The organism is Actinophytocola sp., from assembly GCF_036402745.1.
GTDB lineage: Bacteria > Actinomycetota > Actinomycetes > Mycobacteriales > Pseudonocardiaceae > Actinophytocola.
In genome coordinates this window covers 1-16963 of the sequence record NZ_DASWSJ010000203.1, presented here as the reverse complement: position 1 = coordinate 16963, position 16963 = coordinate 1, and the positions used below count along the sequence as shown (strand labels likewise).

Annotated in this window: 16 protein-coding genes; 10 read left to right on the top strand and 6 right to left on the bottom strand. The window is 71.5% G+C overall.

Annotated elements, in window-relative coordinates:
- Together VGD70_RS19545 and VGD70_RS19540 are read left to right on the top strand one after the other, a co-directional pair.
- The coding region (locus tag VGD70_RS19545; RefSeq protein WP_331083296.1) for an FAD-binding protein at window positions 1-1089 on the top strand (1089 nt) is incomplete at its 5' end.
- 70 nt (window positions 1090-1159) lie between these two features.
- Window positions 1160-1921: a succinate dehydrogenase/fumarate reductase iron-sulfur subunit gene (locus VGD70_RS19540; RefSeq protein WP_331083294.1), complete on the top strand. Its 762-nt coding sequence runs from the start codon at window positions 1160-1162 to the stop codon at window positions 1919-1921.
- A 109-nt stretch (window positions 1922-2030) separates the two neighbouring features.
- Here VGD70_RS19540 and VGD70_RS19535 read toward each other — a convergent pair whose 3' ends face one another.
- The 4 genes from VGD70_RS19535 to VGD70_RS19520 all read right to left on the bottom strand — a co-directional run bounded on the left by VGD70_RS19535 (window position 2031) and on the right by VGD70_RS19520 (window position 5321).
- Window positions 2031-2936: an amino acid ABC transporter permease gene (locus VGD70_RS19535; protein ID WP_331083292.1), complete on the bottom strand. Its 906-nt coding sequence runs from the start codon at window positions 2934-2936 to the stop codon at window positions 2031-2033.
- Entirely contained in the window at window positions 2933-3601 is a 669-nt protein-coding gene (locus tag VGD70_RS19530) for an amino acid ABC transporter permease (RefSeq protein ID WP_331083291.1), read from the bottom strand. The genes VGD70_RS19535 and VGD70_RS19530 overlap by 4 nt, the downstream gene beginning before the upstream one ends.
- A gap of 83 nt (window positions 3602-3684) precedes the next feature.
- Entirely contained in the window at window positions 3685-4524 is an 840-nt protein-coding gene (locus VGD70_RS19525) for a glutamate ABC transporter substrate-binding protein (protein ID WP_331083289.1), read from the bottom strand.
- 68 nt (window positions 4525-4592) lie between these two features.
- Window positions 4593-5321 (bottom strand): amino acid ABC transporter ATP-binding protein, encoded by a 729-nt coding sequence (locus VGD70_RS19520; RefSeq protein WP_331083304.1) that lies wholly within the window; start codon window positions 5319-5321, stop codon window positions 4593-4595.
- Window positions 5322-5496: 175 nt separating this feature from the next.
- On the opposite strand from VGD70_RS19520, the gene miaB reads away from it, so the two are divergent.
- Both miaB and VGD70_RS19510 read left to right on the top strand, forming a co-directional pair.
- Window positions 5497-6981 (top strand): tRNA (N6-isopentenyl adenosine(37)-C2)-methylthiotransferase MiaB, encoded by a 1485-nt coding sequence (gene miaB, locus VGD70_RS19515; protein ID WP_331083287.1) that lies wholly within the window; start codon window positions 5497-5499, stop codon window positions 6979-6981.
- On the top strand, window positions 6966-7496 hold the full coding sequence (locus VGD70_RS19510) for a hypothetical protein (protein WP_331083285.1): 531 nt from the start codon (window positions 6966-6968) through the stop codon (window positions 7494-7496). Before miaB ends, VGD70_RS19510 begins: the two co-directional genes overlap by 16 nt.
- Before the next feature lie 60 nt (window positions 7497-7556).
- Here VGD70_RS19510 and VGD70_RS19505 read toward each other — a convergent pair whose 3' ends face one another.
- Window positions 7557-8846: a DUF349 domain-containing protein gene (locus VGD70_RS19505; protein ID WP_331083302.1), complete on the bottom strand. Its 1290-nt coding sequence runs from the start codon at window positions 8844-8846 to the stop codon at window positions 7557-7559.
- A gap of 996 nt (window positions 8847-9842) precedes the next feature.
- On the opposite strand from VGD70_RS19505, the gene VGD70_RS19500 reads away from it, so the two are divergent.
- From VGD70_RS19500 to VGD70_RS19480, 5 genes are all read left to right on the top strand, one after another.
- Window positions 9843-10550 (top strand): hypothetical protein, encoded by a 708-nt coding sequence (locus VGD70_RS19500; RefSeq protein WP_331083283.1) that lies wholly within the window; start codon window positions 9843-9845, stop codon window positions 10548-10550.
- Window positions 10547-11440 carry a tRNA (adenosine(37)-N6)-dimethylallyltransferase MiaA gene (gene miaA / locus VGD70_RS19495; RefSeq protein WP_331083282.1) on the top strand — a complete coding sequence of 298 codons (894 nt, stop codon included), beginning with the start codon at window positions 10547-10549 and terminating at the stop codon, window positions 11438-11440. The genes VGD70_RS19500 and miaA overlap by 4 nt, the downstream gene beginning before the upstream one ends.
- A gap of 4 nt (window positions 11441-11444) precedes the next feature.
- The gene (dapF, locus tag VGD70_RS19490) at window positions 11445-12281 is read left to right on the top strand and encodes a diaminopimelate epimerase (protein WP_331083280.1); all 837 of its coding nucleotides are present in this window, start codon (window positions 11445-11447) and stop codon (window positions 12279-12281) included.
- Window positions 12282-12353: 72 nt separating this feature from the next.
- Window positions 12354-13805: a GTPase HflX gene (gene hflX, locus VGD70_RS19485; protein WP_414637999.1), complete on the top strand. Its 1452-nt coding sequence runs from the start codon at window positions 12354-12356 to the stop codon at window positions 13803-13805.
- 55 nt (window positions 13806-13860) lie between these two features.
- Window positions 13861-14886 carry a hypothetical protein gene (locus tag VGD70_RS19480; protein WP_414637998.1) on the top strand — a complete coding sequence of 342 codons (1026 nt, stop codon included), beginning with the start codon at window positions 13861-13863 and terminating at the stop codon, window positions 14884-14886.
- A gap of 86 nt (window positions 14887-14972) precedes the next feature.
- Here VGD70_RS19480 and lexA read toward each other — a convergent pair whose 3' ends face one another.
- The gene (gene lexA, locus VGD70_RS19475; protein WP_331083298.1) at window positions 14973-15656 is read right to left on the bottom strand and encodes a transcriptional repressor LexA; all 684 of its coding nucleotides are present in this window, start codon (window positions 15654-15656) and stop codon (window positions 14973-14975) included.
- Window positions 15657-15968: 312 nt separating this feature from the next.
- Between lexA and VGD70_RS19470 the strand changes: the two genes are divergently transcribed.
- On the top strand, window positions 15969-16445 hold the full coding sequence (locus tag VGD70_RS19470) for a hypothetical protein (protein WP_331083277.1): 477 nt from the start codon (window positions 15969-15971) through the stop codon (window positions 16443-16445).
- Window positions 16446-16963 lie beyond the last annotated feature (518 nt).

Below are 16963 nucleotides of genomic sequence, written 5' to 3'. Positions count from 1 at the left end.
GTGCTGAAGAACTCCAAGGGCGAGCGCTTCATGTTCGGCTACGTCCCCGACGTGTTCAAGGGGCAGTACGCCGAGACCGAGCAGGAGGCCGACGGCTGGTACAACGACCAGGACAACAACCGCCGGACCCCCGACCTGCTGCCCCGGGACGAGGTGGCCCGCGCCATCAACTCCGAGGTCAAGGAGGGCCGCGGCTCACCGCACGGCGGCGTGTTCCTCGACATCGCGAGCCGGCTGCCCGCCGAGGAGATCCGCAGGCGGCTGCCGTCGATGTACCACCAGTTCAAGGAACTGGCCGATGTGGACATCACCAGCCAGCCGATGGAGGTCGGCCCCACCTGCCACTACGTCATGGGTGGCGTCGAGGTCGACCCGGACACCGCGTCCTCGACCGTGCCGGGCCTGTTCGCGGCCGGTGAGGTCGCCGGCGGCATGCACGGGTCCAACCGGCTGGGCGGCAACTCGCTGTCCGACCTGATCGTGTTCGGCCGCCGCGCCGGCGAAGGCGCGGTGGCCTATGTGGACTCGCTCGACCAGCGGCCGAAGATCTCCGAGTCCGACGTGGACTCGGCGGCGCACCGCGCGGTCGTGCCGTTCGACTGGCCCAGCAGCGGTCAGGCGGAGAACCCGTACTCGATCCACTCCGAGCTCCAGCAGTCGATGAACGACCTCGTCGGCATCATCCGCCGGGAGGGGGAGGTCCAGCAGGCGCTGGACAAGCTGGAGGAGCTCAAGTCCCGGGTCCGCAACGTGGCCGTCGAGGGGCGCCGCGAGTTCAACCCCGGCTGGCACCTCGCGCTCGACCTGCGCAACATGCTGCTGGTCAGCGAGTGCGTCGCGCGGGCCGCGCTGATCCGCACCGAGAGCCGCGGCGGGCACACCCGCGAGGACTTCCCGGGCATGGATCCCAAGTGGCGCAACAAGCTGCTGGTCTGCTCGTCCACACCGGACGGCACGGCGGCGACGGTCACGCAGAAGCAGCAGGAGCCGATGCGGCCGGACCTGCTGGAGCTCTTCGAGATCTCCGAGCTGGAGAAGTACTACACCGAGGAAGAGCTCGCCCAGCACACGGGGAGGACGGGGTCATGAGCGAGCTTGCGAGCGAATCATTGATACAGGGTGACCGCGAGCGGTGCCACCGAGCCTGCGAGGAGGCATCGTGAGTTACAAGGCCAACTTCAAGGTGTGGCGGGGTGACGACGACTCCGGCGAGCTGCAGGACTACATCGTCGAGGTGAACGAGGGCGAGGTGGTGCTCGACATCGTCCACCGCCTGCAGGCCACCCAGGCGCCCGACCTCGCCGTCCGCTGGAACTGCAAGGCCGGCAAGTGCGGCTCGTGCTCGGCGGAGATCAACGGCAAGCCGCGGCTGATGTGCATGACCCGGATGTCGGTGTTCACCGAGGAGGAGACCATCACGGTCACCCCGCTGCGCACCTTCCCGGTCGTCCGCGACCTCGTCACCGACGTGTCGTACAACTACCAGAAGGCCCGCGAGATCCCGTCGTTCGCGCCGCCGAAGGAGCTCGGCCTCGGCGAGTACCGGATGAAGCAGCAGGACGTCGAGCGCTCGCAGGAGTTCCGCAAGTGCATCGAGTGCTTCCTGTGCCAGAACACCTGCCACGTCATCCGTGACCACGAGGAGAACAAGGAGAACTTCGCCGGCCCGCGCTACCTCATGCGGGTGGCCGAGCTGGAGATGCACCCGCTGGACACCGAGGACCGGGTGCGGGACGCACAGGAGGAGCACGGTCTCGGCTTCTGCAACATCACCAAGTGCTGCACCGAGGTCTGCCCCGAGCACATCAAGATCACCGACAACGCGCTGATCCCGCTGAAGGAGCGCGTCGCCGACGAGAAGTACGACCCGCTCGTGTGGCTGGGCAACCAGCTGTTCCGGCGCGGCAGCAAGAAGCACTAGCCGTCCACACCGGACCCCAGAGGGCGCTCCCACCGTGGGGGCGCCCTCTTCGGCGTTCGGGGCGGCAAAAACGGGGCGTCCCCTGGAACATCCCGTTCGCGGAAGGTCGTCAGGGGGTCTTGGCGTCTGTTATGTGCATGCCCGGCGCCTGCTCCTCGATCATCCCAGAGCCGACGACGGTGCCGGAGCCCTTCGTGCGGCCGCGCAGCCACTTCTCCAGCCACGACGCGAACCACGAGAGCAGCGAGTTGATCACGAAGAAGATGGCCGCGATGACGACCAGCGTGGCGATGACGTTCGCGTTGTAGTACGACTGCGCCGGCCGGGCCTGGGCCATCAGCTCCGGGAAGTTGAGCAGCGCGCCACCGAGCGCGGTGTCCTTCACGATGACCACCAGCTGGCTCACGAGAGCCGGCAGCATCGCCGTCACCGCCTGCGGCAGCAGGATGCTCCGCATCAGCTGGCCCTTGCGCAGGCCCACCGCGAGCGCGGCCTCGCTCTGGCCCACGGGCAGGGACAGGATGCCGGCCCGGACCACTTCGGCGATCACCGACGAGTTGTAGATGACCAGACCGGTGCACACCGCGTACAGCGGCCGGATGTCGCGGCCGATGTCGGTGAAGTGCGAGTACAGCGTGAAGGCGAAGAACATCAGCAGCAGCACCGGGATCGAGCGGAAGAACTCCACCAGCACGCCGGCGGGCCTGGCGATCCACCAGTGGTCGGACAGCCGCGCGATGCCGAAGACCGCACCGATGGGCAGCGCCATCAGGATCGACAGGCCGGCCGCGGTGAGCGTGTTCCGCAGGCCGGGCAGCAGGTAGGTGGTCCACGCCTCGGTACCGGCGAGGTACGGGCTCCACTTGGCCCAGGCCAGCTGGTCCTTGTCGGCCATCGTGGACAGGATCCACCAAGCCACGGCGACGAACACGACGGCGAACAGGATGGTGTAGAGAGCGTTGCGTGCCTTGGCCTTGGGCCCCGGCGCGTCGTAGAGAACCGAGGGGGCGCTCATCGCTTCACCGCCACCTTCTTGGCCACCCAACCGAGAATCAGTCCGGTCGGCAGGGTCAGGATCACGAAGCCGAGCGCGAACATCGCGGCGACCAGGAACAGCGCGTCGCTCTCGTTCTCGATCATCTCGCGCATGAGCAGCGCGGCCTCGCTGACCCCGATCGCGGCGGCCACCGTGGTGTTCTTCGTCAGCGCGATCAGCACGCTGGCCAGCGGCGCCACCACCGAGCGGAACGCCTGCGGCAGCACGACGATGCCCAGCACCTGGTTGAAGCCGAGGCCCAGCGCCCGGGCCGCCTCGGCCTGGCCGACCGGCACGGTGTTGATGCCCGCGCGCAGAGACTCGCACACGAACGTCGAGGTGTAGGCGATGAAGCCGAGCACCGCGAGCCGGAAGCCCTGCTGGTCGAACGTCTTACCGGCCAGCGTGATGCCGAGGGTCTGGTTCAGCGCGAGCGAGGTGGCCACGATGATCACGGTCAGCGGTGTGTTGCGGACGATGTTGACGTAGGCGGTCCCGAACGCCCGCATGACGGGGACCGGGCTGACCCGCATCGCCACCAGGATCGTGCCCCAGATCAGGGCGCCGATCGCCGAGTAGACCGTGAGCTGCACGTTCACCCAGAACGCACCCAGCACGTCGTATTTGCTGAGGAAGTCGAGCACGGCCTATCGCACCCTCGCCATGTGTGGGCGATGGCGCGTCGTTCGCACGACGCGCCATCGCGTTGTCCTCTGGACTCGAACTACTACTTCTCGGTGATCGCCGGCGGTTTCGGCGTCGGGTAGCCGGCCGGGCCGAGGTGCTTCTCCACCGCGGCCGCCCACGCGCCGCTCTCCTCCATCTTCTGGATGGCGGCGTTGATCTTGTCGCGCTGGGCGGTGTCGCCCTTCTTCAGGCCGACGCCGTAGTTCTCGTCGCTGAAGCCCTTGCCGACGAGCTTGAACTTGCCCTCGTTCGCGGCCGCGAGGCCGGCGAGGATCGTGTCGTCGGTGGTGAGCGCGTCGACCGCGCCGCTCTCGAGGCCCGTCAGGCACTCCGAGTAGCCGCCGTACTGCTGCAGGTCGACCTTGCCGGCGAACTCGTCCTTCACCCGCTGGGCGGAGGTGGAGCCGGTGACCGAGCACAGCTTCTTGCCGTTCAGCGAGTCCGGCCCCGTGATCGAGGTCTCGTCCTTGCGGACCAGCAGGTCCTGGTGGGCGACGAAGTACGGCCCCGCGAAGTCGATCTCCGCCTTGCGCTTGTCGGTGATCGAGTAGGTGGCGACGATGAAGTCGACGTCACCGTTCTTGATCAGCGTCTCGCGGTCGGCCGACTTGGCCTCGACCCAGTCGATGTTGCTCGCGTCGACGCCGAGTTCCTTGGCGATGTAGGTCGCCACGTCCACGTCGAAGCCCTCGTAGCCGCTCGGCGTCTTCTGGCCGAGGCCCGGCTGGTCGAACTTGATGCCGATGGTCAACGACGGGTTGCTACCGCCACCGCCGCCACCGCCGCCCCCGCTGCCGCTGTTGCCGCTGCCGCAGGCCGCGAGCGCCAGGCCGGCCGCCACGGCGACCGCACCCGCACGCAGTACTCGGCTGAACCGCATGTCGTCCCTTCCGATCTGTCCACCCGCGACACGTTCGCGACGCGGGTCCCGTCATCTGTGCGTACTCGTCAGTGCGTGAGGATCTTGCTGAGGAAGTCCTTGGCCCGCGCGGACTTCGGCGCCGTGAAGAACTCGTTCGGCGTGGAGTCCTCGACGATGTCGCCGTCGGACATGAACACCACGCGGTTCGCGGCGTTGCGGGCGAAGCCCATCTCGTGGGTGACCACGAGCATGGTCATGCCTTCCTCGGCAAGCGTGCTCATCACGTCGAGCACCTCGTTGATCATCTCCGGGTCGAGCGCCGAGGTCGGCTCGTCGAAGAGCATGACCTTGGGGCGCATGGCCAGGGCGCGGGCGATGGCCGCGCGCTGCTGCTGGCCGCCGGAGAGCTGCGCGGGGTACTTGTCCGCCTGGTTGGCGATACCCACCCGCTCGAGCAGTTCCATCGCGGTGCGCCGGGCGTCGGACTTCGGCGTCTTGCGCACCTTCATGGGCGCGAGCATGACGTTGTCGACGATCGACTTGTGCGCGAAGAGGTTGAACGACTGGAACACCATGCCGACGTCGGCCCGCAGGTTGGCGAGCTCGCGGCCCTCGGCGGGCAGCGGCTTGCCGTCGATCTCGATGACACCCGAGTTGATCGGCTCCAGCCGGTTGATCGCCCGGCACAGCGTCGACTTGCCCGAACCGGACGGACCGAGCACCACGACTACCTGGCCGCGGGGCACCTCGATGGTGATGTTCTTGAGCACGTGCAGGGGGCCGAAGAACTTGTCCACCTCGACCATCCGGATCATCGGTGGTGCGGTGTTCGCTTCGGTCATCAATCCTCCACAGCGCGCGATCAAGGCAGGTGTCGAGACTAGCGGCCAGGTAATGGCGGAAACTTACCCCCACTCGGCGTCCGAATCATGCCGGTTACACCACACCCAAGGTCTCAACTCGGTCACACCGGTAGGCTCGACAGTTGAGATGAGCACTCGTACTTACCAGGTCCGGACGTTCGGCTGCCAGATGAACGTGCACGACTCCGAGCGGCTGGCCGGCCTGCTCGAGGACGCGGGCTACGCGCCGGCCACCGAGGGCGCCATGCCCGACGTCGTGGTGCTCAACACCTGCGCCGTCCGGGAGAACGCCGACAACAAGCTGTACGGGAACCTCGGCAACCTGCGACCGGCGAAGCTCGCCAACCCCGGCATGCAGATCGCCGTCGGTGGCTGCCTCGCGCAGAAGGACCGCGGCGACATCGTGCGCCGGGCGCCGTGGGTGGACGTCGTGTTCGGCACGCACAACATCGGCGCGCTGCCGGTGCTGCTCGACCGCGCCCGGCACAACGAGCAGGCGGAGGTGGAGATCCTCGAGTCGCTCGAGACGTTCCCCTCCGCGCTGCCCGCGCGGCGCGACTCGGCGCACGCCGGCTGGGTGTCGATCTCGGTCGGGTGCAACAACACCTGCACGTTCTGCATCGTGCCGTCGCTGCGCGGCCGGGAGAAGGACCGCCGGCCCGGCGACGTGCTCGCCGAGGTGCGGGCCCTGGTCGCCGAGGGCGTGCTCGAGGTGACGCTGCTCGGCCAGAACGTCAACTCCTACGGCGTCGAGTTCGGCGACCGGCTCGCGTTCGGCAAGCTGCTGCGCGCCTGCGGCACGGTCGACGGGCTCGAGCGGGTCCGGTTCACCTCGCCGCACCCGAAGGACTTCACCGACGACGTGATCGCGGCGATGGCCGAGACGCCCAACGTGTGCCACCAGCTGCACATGCCGCTGCAGTCCGGCTCGGACCGGGTGCTCAAGGAGATGCGCCGGTCCTACCGGTCCGCGCGGTACCTGTCGATCATCGACAACGTGCGCGCGGCCATGCCCGACGCGGCCATCACCACCGACATCATCATCGGCTTCCCCGGCGAGACCGAGGACGACTTCCAGCAGACGCTGGACGTGGTGCGGGCCGCCCGGTTCTCGAGCGCGTTCACCTTCCAGTACTCCAAGCGGCCCGGCACGCCGGCCGCCTCGCTTCCCGGCCAGCTGCCGAAGGAGGTCGTCCAGGAGCGCTTCGACCGGCTGATCGCGGTGCAGGAGGAGGCGTCCTGGGCGCAGAACCGCGCGCTGGTCGGGGCCACGGTCGAGGTGCTGGTGTCCACCGGCGAGGGCCGCAAGGACGCCGACACCGCGCGGCTGTCCGGCCGGTCGCGGGACGGGCGGCTGGTGCACTTCACGCCGGCGGGTGATGTGGTGGACCGGTCGGTGCGCCCCGGTGACGTCGTGCACGCCACGGTCACCTACGCCGCGCCGCACCACCTCGTCGCCGACGGTCCGCTCGTCGCGCACCGGCGGACCAGGGCGGGGGACAACGCGGAGGAGGGCGTGCGGCCGCGGACGCCCGGTGTCGGGCTGGGTCTGCCGTCGTTCGGCCCGCCCGCTGTCTCCACCGAGCAGGTGGCGGGATGCGCAGTCCGATGACCGGCTCGACGGGCGGCGAGCCGGGTCCCGCCGACGAGCGCGACCTCGCCGGCCTGCGCGACGAGATCGATGGTGTCGAGCGGCGGGCCGCCCGGTCGGTGGAGCTCGGCGGCCGGGCCGTGGTCATCGCGGTCGCGGTGTTCGTGCTGATCGTCGGGCAGATCCTGCCGTGGATGGACGGCGCCACCGGCTGGGACGTGCTGCTGGGCACCGGGTCCGGCGACGCGGTGGGCAAGGCGAGCATGGTCCCGAGACTGTTCGCGGCGACGTCGGTGTTGTTCGGCGTGCTGGCCTCGGCCCTGGCCCTCACCACGCGGCGGTGGGCGCTCACCTGGGTGTGCGCGCTGGGCGGCTGGTTCGCGTCGGTGGACGGCGTGCTGGCCATCTGGTCGCGCCAGTCCTCCGGTGGCGACCTGGGGATCGGCCTGGTGATCGCGGAGATAGCGATGGTGGCGATCGCGATCCAGTGGTTCCGCACGGCCTGGTCGCGCCCGGACACCGAGCCCGACGCCTGACCGCTCGAACGCGAGACGGCGCCTCCACCCGGGTGGGCGAAGGCGCCGTCGTGCGTCAGCTCAGCGGCTGGCTACCGCGTTCTCCGCGGCGGCGAGCCATTCGCGCCATTGGGCGGCCTGGGCCTCGGCCTGCTCGGCGCGGCGCTTGTCGCCTGCCGCTCGGGCCTTCGCTGCCTGCGCCTCGAACTGCTCGACCCGCTCGCGGAACTGCGCCGCGCGCGCCTCGGCCTCCGGGTCGGTCTTGCGCCACTGGGCGTCGGCGGCGTTGCGGACGCGGTCCTCGATCGCGCGGAGCTTGCCCTCGAACTCGCGGATCCGCTCGCGGGGCACCTTGCCGACCTCGTCCCAGCGCTCCTGGATCCGGTGCAGCTGCGCCCGGGCCGCGTCGAGGTCGCCCTGCGGGTTGATCTTCTCCGCCTCGCTGAGCAGCGCCTCCTTGCGCTTGGCGTTGTCCACCAGCTCGGCGTCCCGCTCGTTGAACACGGCCGAGCGCCGGCTGAAGAACTTGTCCTGCGCGGCGCGGAACTGCTGCCACAGCGTGTCGTCGGCCTCCTTCGGCGCGCGGCCGGCGGCCTTCCACTCGGTCATCAGGTCGCGGTAGCGCGCCGCGGTGGGACCCCAGTCGTCGGACTCGGAGATCTCCTCGGCCAGCTTCACCAGCTCCTGCTTGCGCTCCTTGGCCGCCGACCGCTGCCGGTCGAGGTCCGCGAAGTGCGAGCCGCGCCGCCGGTTGAACGTGTCGCGGGCCTTGGAGAACCGCTTCCACAGCTGGTCGTCGGTCTTGCGGTCGACGCCCTTGATCGTCTTCCACTCGTCGAGGATCGTCCGCAGCCGGTCGCCGGCGACCTTCCACTGGGTCGACTGCTCGGCGATCTTCTCGACCTCCGCCACGAGGTCCTGCTTGCGGGCCAGCGCCTGGCCGCGCGCCTCGTCCCGCGCGTGCTTGACCGACTCGACGGCCTCCTGCGCCGTGGCCAGCACGTGCTCGACCCGCGCGGCCAGCCCGGCGAGGTCACCCACGAGCGCGGCGTCGGTCAGGCTCTCCTTGACGTGCTTCGCGCTGGTCAGCGTGTGCTTCGGATCGCCGGACCCGGCCGCGAGCCGCGCGGCGAGCAGCTCCACCTCGGTCCGCACGTCGTCGAACCGGCGCGCGTAGTGGGCCAGGCCCTCGGCCGGCTCACCCGCATGCCACGAGCCGACCGCACGCTCGCCGTCGGCGGCCGTGACGTAGACGGTGCCGTCGGCGTCGACCCGACCCCACCTGCCCGGGTTGGCCGACGCCTCGGGGACCGGGGTGGCCGCGGGTGCGTGCCCGGCCGGCACCGCGGTGGGCGGCCCGGTCTGCGGCACAGCGACCGACGGCGGCGGCGCGGGCGTCTCGACCACGGGGGCCGGCGCTTCTGCGCTCGGGACGGGCGCGTCGGCGGCGGGTGCCTCGGGTGCCGCGGCCTCTGCGTCAGCAGCAGGTGCCGCGGCTTCGGACGATGCGATGGCTTCGGAAGATGCCGTGGCTTCGGAAGATGCGGTGGCCTCAGCGGCGGGCGCGGCGGACGGGGCCTCGGGCGCGGCGGCCTCGGAGTCGGTCGTCGGCGCGGCGGCTGCCGCAGGCTCGGCCGGGGGTGCGGGGGCGTCCGCGGCCGACTCGGCGGGTGCCGCGGTCTCGACCTCGGGTGCGGCCTCGGCCTCAGCGACAGGTGCGGTGGCTTCGAACGATGCGGTGGCCGGGGCCGTGGGCACGGCTGCCGCGGGTGGCTCGGGTGCCGCGGCCGTTGCCTCGGCGGGGGCCGGGGCTTCCGGTGCGGCGGCCCCGGAGTCGGTCGTCGCCGCGGGGTCTGTCGCGGTTTCGGCCGGAGGTGCGGAGGCCTCCGCGGCTGGTGCCGCGGGCTCGGCCTCGGGCGCGGCGGTGGCCTCGGGCTCGGCGACCGTGGCGGCGTCCGTGTCCGTGGCGGCGGACTCGGCGTCGACGGTGGTGGTCTCGGTGGCTTGGGGCTCTGCGCTCGGCTGCTGGTCAGGGGCGGTGACGGTACTGCCGTTACCGCCGACGACGCTGTCGGCCGAGCTCTCGACCGGGGTCGCGGTTGTGTCCTGGCTCGTGTCCCTGTCCGTGTCCGTCATGGCCGGCTCCTCCCGCCTGCGTTGCCCGCTCACCACGGGCGCCCCGCTCCCGCGGGGCCTGGCAACGTCGGTACCCGGCCCGCCATGGGCCGTAGAAACTGCGCGGTACCCGCGCGCATTCAAACAGGTCATGGCGCGCCCCGGTACTCCGCGGTTGACCTCGGATGCACTGCGTGACGCACCGAGCCCGGAGAGTTCACCTCCACGGGCGAATGGGTAGCCTCGGACACCGTGATCGAGCGCGTGGCCGTCGCCCCGCACCCGCCGTTGCTGGTGCCCGAGCTCGTCGTGGCCGACGACCCCGACGTGCGGGTCGTTCGCGACGCCTGCCTCGCCGTCGCGCGCGAGCTGGCCGCCGCGACACCCCGCTGGGTCGCGGTCGGCGCCGATCCCGGCGGGCCGCGCCTTCTCGAGGACCAGGCCGGCACGTTCCGCGGCTACGGCGTCGACGTCGTCACCAGGCTCTCGGCCAACCACGCCGAGCCGGACCCCACGATGCCGCTGCCCGCGCTCGTCGCCGGTTGGCTGCGCGAGCAGGCCGGCGCCGAGGAGGTCGTGGTCCACCTCGTCCCACCCGACCTGCCGCCCGACGAGTGCCAGGCGTTCGGCGCCGGGCTCGCCACCGACGAGCCGGTCGGCCTCCTCGTCCTCGGCGACGGCTCGCACCGCCACGGCGAGCGCGCGGTCGGCCGCCCCGACCCTCGTGCGACCGCGTTCGACGACGCCGTGCACGCCGCCCTCGCCGCCGCCGACCCCGACGCGCTGCTCGCCATCGACCCGGTCCTCGCCGCCGAGCTCGGCGCGGCCGGCCGGGCGCCCTGGCAGGTGCTCGCCGGAATGGCGGCCGCGGACGGGCGGCGGTGGAAGAGCGTCGAGGCCCGCCAGCTCGTGCCGTTCGGCGTGGCGTACCACCTCGCGGTCTGGGACCCGGTCCGATGAGGCCTGTCGCGATCGTCGGCCCCACCGCCACCGGCAAGTCCCAGCTCGGCATCGCGCTCGCCGCGGCGCTCGGCGGCGAGATCGTCAACACCGACGCGATGCAGCTCTACCGGGGCATGGACATCGGCACCGCCAAGGTCACCGCCGACGAGCGCCGGGGCGTCCCGCACCACCTGCTCGACGTCCTCGACGTCACCGAGACCGCATCGGTGGCCGCCTACCAGCGCGACGCCCGCGCCACCGTCGAGCGCCTGCTCGAGAAAGGCCGGGTGCCGATCCTCGTCGGCGGCTCCGGCCTCTACGTCCGCGCGATCCTCGACGACCTCGAGTTCCCCGGCACCGACCCCGAGATCCGCACCCGCCTCGAGGACGAGCTGGCCCGGGTCGGCGCCGAGGCCCTGCACGCCCGCCTCACCCTCCAGGACCCGCTCGCCGCCACCGCGATCCTCCCGTCGAACGGCCGCCGCGTCGTCCGTGCGCTGGAGGTCATCGAGCTCACCGGCCGCCCCTTCTCCGCGACCATGCCCAAGCCCGGCCCGGCCCGCTACGACACCGTCCAGGTCGGCCTCGACCTCGACACCGAGCAGCTCGACCGCCGCGTCGACACGCGGGTGACCGGCATGTTCGACAACGGCCTCGTCGACGAGGTCCGCACCCTGCTGCCGCTCGGCCTGCGGGAGGGCCGCACCGCCTCCCGCGCGCTGGGCTACCAGCAGGTCGTCGACGCCCTGGACGGCGACGGCGACCTGGCGGTGGCGGCCGCCGCCACCGCCCTGCTCACGCGTCGGTTCGTCCGCCGCCAGCGTTCGTGGTTCCGCCGCGACCAGCGCGTCCACTGGCTGGACGCCGCCCGCCCGGACCTGGCCGAGGCCGCCCGCGCGTTAGCCTGAAGGCGTGTCCGGCATCCCCTTCCTCAAGGGCCACGGCACGGAGAACGACTTCGTGCTGCTGCCCGACCTCGACGCGTCGCTCGACCTCACCGCCGCCCGGGTCCGCACGCTGTGCGACCGGCGGGCCGGGCTCGGCGCGGACGGCGTGCTGCGGGTCGTGCGGGCCAAGGCCGTCGAGCACCGGCCGGCCGACGTGGATGACGACATGTGGTTCATGGACTACCGCAACGCCGACGGGTCGATCGCCGAGATGTGCGGCAACGGCGTCCGCGTGTTCGCCCGCTACCTCGTCGACGCCGGGCTGGTCAGCGCCGGCGAGTTCCCGGTCGGCAGCCGGGCCGGCGCCCGCGCGGTGGTCGTCGACCGCAACGGCGACGTCGCGGTCGACATGGGCCCGTCCCGGGTCACCGGCGAGTCCACCGCCACCGTCGCCGGCGTCACCCGCGAGGGGATCGCCGTGGACGTCGGCAACCCGCACCTCGTGTGCGAGGTCGACCGGCTCGACGACCTCGACCTCACCACCCGGCCGGGCTACGACCCCGAGGTGTTCCCGCACGGCGTCAACGTCGAGTTCGTCGTGGTCGAGGCCCCCGATCGGCTACACATGCGGGTGCACGAGCGCGGCGTGGGGGAGACCCGGTCGTGTGGCACCGGCACGGTCGCCGCGGTCACCGGCGTCCTGCACCGGCGGGGCGAGAAAACCGGTGCGGCGGAGGTGTTCGTGCCCGGCGGCCGGGTACACGTCGGCATCGGAGAACACAGCGCAACGCTCACCGGACCGGCCGCTTTCGTGGCTCGCGGAGAGCTCGATCGTGCCTGGTGGAACGCCATCGAGGAATAAAACCGGTCGATCTGGACGCTGAACCGTGCGAGCATGAACACATATTCAGCACAACCGGGAGGGTTCCACCACGTGACAGAGAATCTCAATCAGCGGCAAGCCGATGACGGATTGACTGACCTGGCTGAGCTCTCTGCAGGTGAACTCGAGCTCTCGGAGCGCGCCGCACTGCGCCGCGTCGCCGGGTTGTCCACCGAGCTGTCCGACATCACCGAGGTCGAGTACCGCCAGCTGCGGCTGGAGCGGGTCGTCCTGGTCGGGGTGTGGACCGAAGGCTCCGCCGCCCAGTCCGAGGCGTCGCTCGCCGAGCTGGCCAGGCTCGCCGAGACCGCGGGCTCTCAGGTGCTCGACGGCCTGGTGCAACGCCGCGACCGGCCCGACCCCGCCACCTACGTCGGCTCCGGCAAGGTCCGGGAGCTGTCCGGCGTGGTCGCGTCCGCGGGCGCGGACACGGTCATCTGCGACGGCGAGCTCTCGCCCAGCCAGCTGCGTCAGCTGGAGGAAAAGCTCAAGGTCAAGGTCATCGACCGGACGGCGTTGATCCTGGACATCTTCGCCCAGCACGCGCGGTCCCGGGAGGGCAAGGCCCAGGTCGAGCTGGCCCAGCTGCAGTACTTCCTCCCGCGCCTGCGCGGGTGGGGTGCGGCGCTGTCCCGGCAGGCCGGTGGCCGCGCCGGTGGCGGCACCGCGGGCGTGGGTCTGCGTGGTCCCGGTGAGACCAAGATCGAGACCGACCGCCGGCGCATCCGGAACAAGATCTCCAAGCTGCGCAAGGAGATCGCCGCGATGAGCACGGTGCGGGAGACCAAGCGCGGCCGCCGGGTCGCCAACGAGACCCCCAGCGTCGCCATCGCCGGGTACACCAACGCCGGCAAGTCCAGCCTGCTCAACGCGCTGACCGGGGCCGGGGTCCTGGTGGAGGACGCCTTGTTCGCCACCCTGGACGCCACCGTCCGGCGCACCACCACGCCCGACGGGCTGCCCTACACGCTCACCGACACGGTCGGCTTCGTGCGGCACCTGCCGCACCAGCTGGTCGAGGCCTTCCGGTCCACTTTGGACGAGGTGGCGGACGCCGACCTCATCCTGCACGTGGTCGACGGCTCCGACGCCAACCCGGAGTGGCAGGTCGAGGCGGTCCGCGAGGTGCTCGGCGAGATCGCCGACCGCCGCGAGGACCGGCTGCCCACCGAGCTGGTCGTGGTCAACAAGGTCGACGCCGCCAACGAGGTGGCGCTGGCCCGGCTGCGCCACCTGCTGCCCGGCGCGATGTTCGTCTCCGCGCACACCGGGGTCGGGATCGACGAGCTGCGCGAGCGGATCGCCGAGCTGGTGCCGCGGCCGAGCGTCGAGGTCGAGGTGCTGGTCCCGTACACGCGTGGCGAGCTGGTCGCGCGGGTGCACCGGGAGGGCGAGGTGCTGGTCGAGCGCCACACCGAGCAGGGCACCGTCCTGCAGGCCAAGGTCAAGGCGGACCTGGCCGGGAGGTTGGAGAACTTCTCGGTCAACGGCACGTCCGCCTGAACGTTTGCGCAGCTAGCGCTACCGTGAGCCGCCGAGCGTGTCACGGAGGTGCAGGGTGCGGGGTGTGCTGTTCGCAGCGTCGCTGCTGCCGGGGCTGGCGTTGCCGGCCCCGGCAGCAGCCGCTCAGCCGACGCCGGCCGCGCCGGTCGTCCGGTGCACGATGGCCGACCCGCGACTGGCCGAGCTGTCCGGCCTCGTCGCCGACGCCGACCGCTGGTACGCCATCAACGACGGAGGCACCGCGGCCACCGTCTTCGTGCTCACCAAGGACTGCGCCGTCGAGCGCGAGATCGTCGGGTCCATCGACCCTTACGACGTCGAGGACCTCGGCCGCGGCCCGGACGGCACGTTCTGGTTGTCCGACACCGGTGACAACGACCTGGACCGCGCCACGGTGGCGCTGATCTCGCTCACCCCGGACGGCGCGTCGACGCTCTACCGACTGACCTATCCGGACGGTCCACATGACACGGAGGCGATCCTGGTCGACCGGGCCGGGACGCCGTACCTGGTGTCCAAGTCCACTTTGGGCACCGCGGGGGTCTACCGCCCGGCGGGCAAGCTGGTGAGCCCCGGGCCCACGGCGCTGCGGCAGGTGAGCACCGTGCGGATCTCGGCGACCGACACCCCCGGCGGCCCGGTGCCGAACATCATCGGCTCGGTGGCGATCACCGGCGGCGCGATGAGCGCGGACGGCACGGTGCTCGCGCTGCGGACCTACACGGACGCCTACGTCTACGCGGTGTCGAACAACGACGTGCCCGCGGCCCTGACGACCTCGCCGGTGCGGATTCCCCTGCCGGGCGAGGCACAGGGCGAGGCGATCGCGTTCGAGCCGGACGGGACGCTGGTGTCGGCGTCGGAGAAGAGCGGCCAGCCCATCCGGGTGGTACCCGGCGCGGCCGCCCTGGTGGCACCGCCGGAGCCGACCGAGAAGAAGCGGGCGGCCGAGAGGCGCCCGCTGAACGCCGGTTCGGCGGGGACGGACGGCCTGCCGGCCCTGCCGGCCGCGGCGGTCACCCTGGCCCTCGTGGGCGGCGCCTTCCTGTTCTTCCGCCGGCGCGCCGCCCGCCGCCGCTGACCGCCGCCGCTGACCGCCGCCGCTGACCGCCGACCAACCGGGCCCGCCGTGGGTCTTCGGCGGGCGGCCGGTCGGTCCCGGGCAGGTCAGAGGCGGCGCAGGACGGCGACGACCTTGCCGAGGATGGTGGCGTCGTCACCGGGGATCGGGTCGTAGGCCTCGTTGTGCGGCATCAGCCAGACGTGGCCGTCCTTGCGCTTGAACGTCTTGACGGTCGCCTCGCCGTCGATCATGGCGGCGACGATCTCCCCGTTGTCCGCGGTGGGCTGCTGACGCACGACGACCCAGTCCTGGTCGGTGATGGCCGCGTCGACCATCGAGTCACCGGAGACGCGCAGCAGGAACAGCGACCCCTCGCCGACGATCTCCTTGGGCAGCGGGAACACGTCCTCGACGGCCTCCTCCGCGAGGATGGGGCCACCGGCGGCGATCCGGCCGAGGACCGGCACGTAGGCGGGGCGCGGCGTGGACTCGGTGTCCTCGACCGTGTCCTCGCCGACCAGTGTCGTGGCGCTGACCTCGGGTTCGGCCGGGATCGGCACGGCGTCGGGCGGCAACACCCCGATGGCGCGGGGCCGGTTGGGGTCGCGGCGCAGGTACCCCTTCTGTTCCAGGGCGCGCAGCTGGTAGGCGACCGAGGAGGTGGAGGTCAGCCCGACCGCCTCACCGATCTCCCGCACGCTCGGCGGGTAGCCGAAGCGCTCCACCCAGGTCCGGATGACCTCGAGCACCTCGCGCTGCCGGACGGGCAGGTCTTCGCCGGGGTTCAGGTCCGGGAAGCTGCGTAGGTTCCCCTTGAGGGGCTTCCGCTTGGGGACACCCTTGGGTATTCCTCCGGGTTTGCGTGGCACTGCCCTGCCTCCCTGCGCGCCGACCGTGTGTTCGACCGGCCGGATGTGACTGACTGTTTCAACTGCGACTTCGACGTTAACCGGCTGTCGCGAGGAGATCAAACACCTGTTCGACGACACGCCGGATGGTTCTCGTTTTTGTCGGTGCCCCGTGATACAAATTCGCACGAGGGTTCGATCGAACGGCTGTTCGAGCTTCGAGCAGGTGTTCGAACGCGTCAGGAGGTAGCCATGAGCGTGGTCGCGCACAAGACGAGCGAGCAAGCCGAGCGTGCGGTGCGGTCCCGCGTGCCGGTCCAGCGCACAGCATCCGCCGACCCGGTTCATGCCCTCCCACCCGTCCGGCGGGCGCGGACCATCGCGCCGCCCACCCGGCGCCGGGTCGCGGGGGCGCCCCGGGTGGTCGCCAGGGCGGCCTGTGCCGTGCGGCAGCCACACCTGCCGGTCCGCTGGCTGCTCGCCGTGGCCGGCGTCATGTGTCTCGTGGTCGTGGGGCTCGGGATGCTGGCGGGGTCGGGGGCGTCCTCGGTGCCGTCGCGGACCACCGTGGTTCGAGTTCAGTCGGGCGAGTCGCTCTGGGAGCTCGCGGGCCGGGTCGCGCCGGGGTCGGATCCGTCGGCCGTGGTGGACCGGATCCGTGACCTCAATGGCGGGCTTGGTGGGGGTGTCAAGCCTGGTCAGCCGTTGACCGTGCCTACGGCTGGTTGATCTCGGTCTCGTCGCTCGGCCGGGGGCGGTCCGGGGTGAGGTGTGGCGGGCGGCGGTTCGGGTTTTGGCCGCTGGCGGTCTTGTGGGCTTCGGTCCCTGCTGTCTCCTTGGTTCCGGCGTTTCGCGCTTGGCGTGCCTCTGCGCCCAGGCCCCGCGCGCCGCCGCAGCGCAGCGTTCTGTGCGCTCCGCGTCCCGCCCCTGCGCGGCCCCGCCGCGCTCGGCCCTGCGCCCCTTCCCCTCGTCTCCCGGCCCCTCGTCTCCCCGGCCCGTGCGGTACTCCGCGCGTCCCCCACCGCCCGTGCGCCCCCGTCGTCGCCGCCACTCCGCCCGCGCCGGCGAGCACTCTGGGTCCGCCCCCAACACCCGTCAGGTCGCCCCCAACCCGCCCGCGTGACTCACGCCGCCGCCCTCCCCACTGCGGGTGACCGCCGCGCCGGGTGACGTGGGCGACATCAGCTCTTCCGCGTGTCGCACGGTGGGCGACTTGCATCATGTGGCGTCTAGGCATACCGTCGACC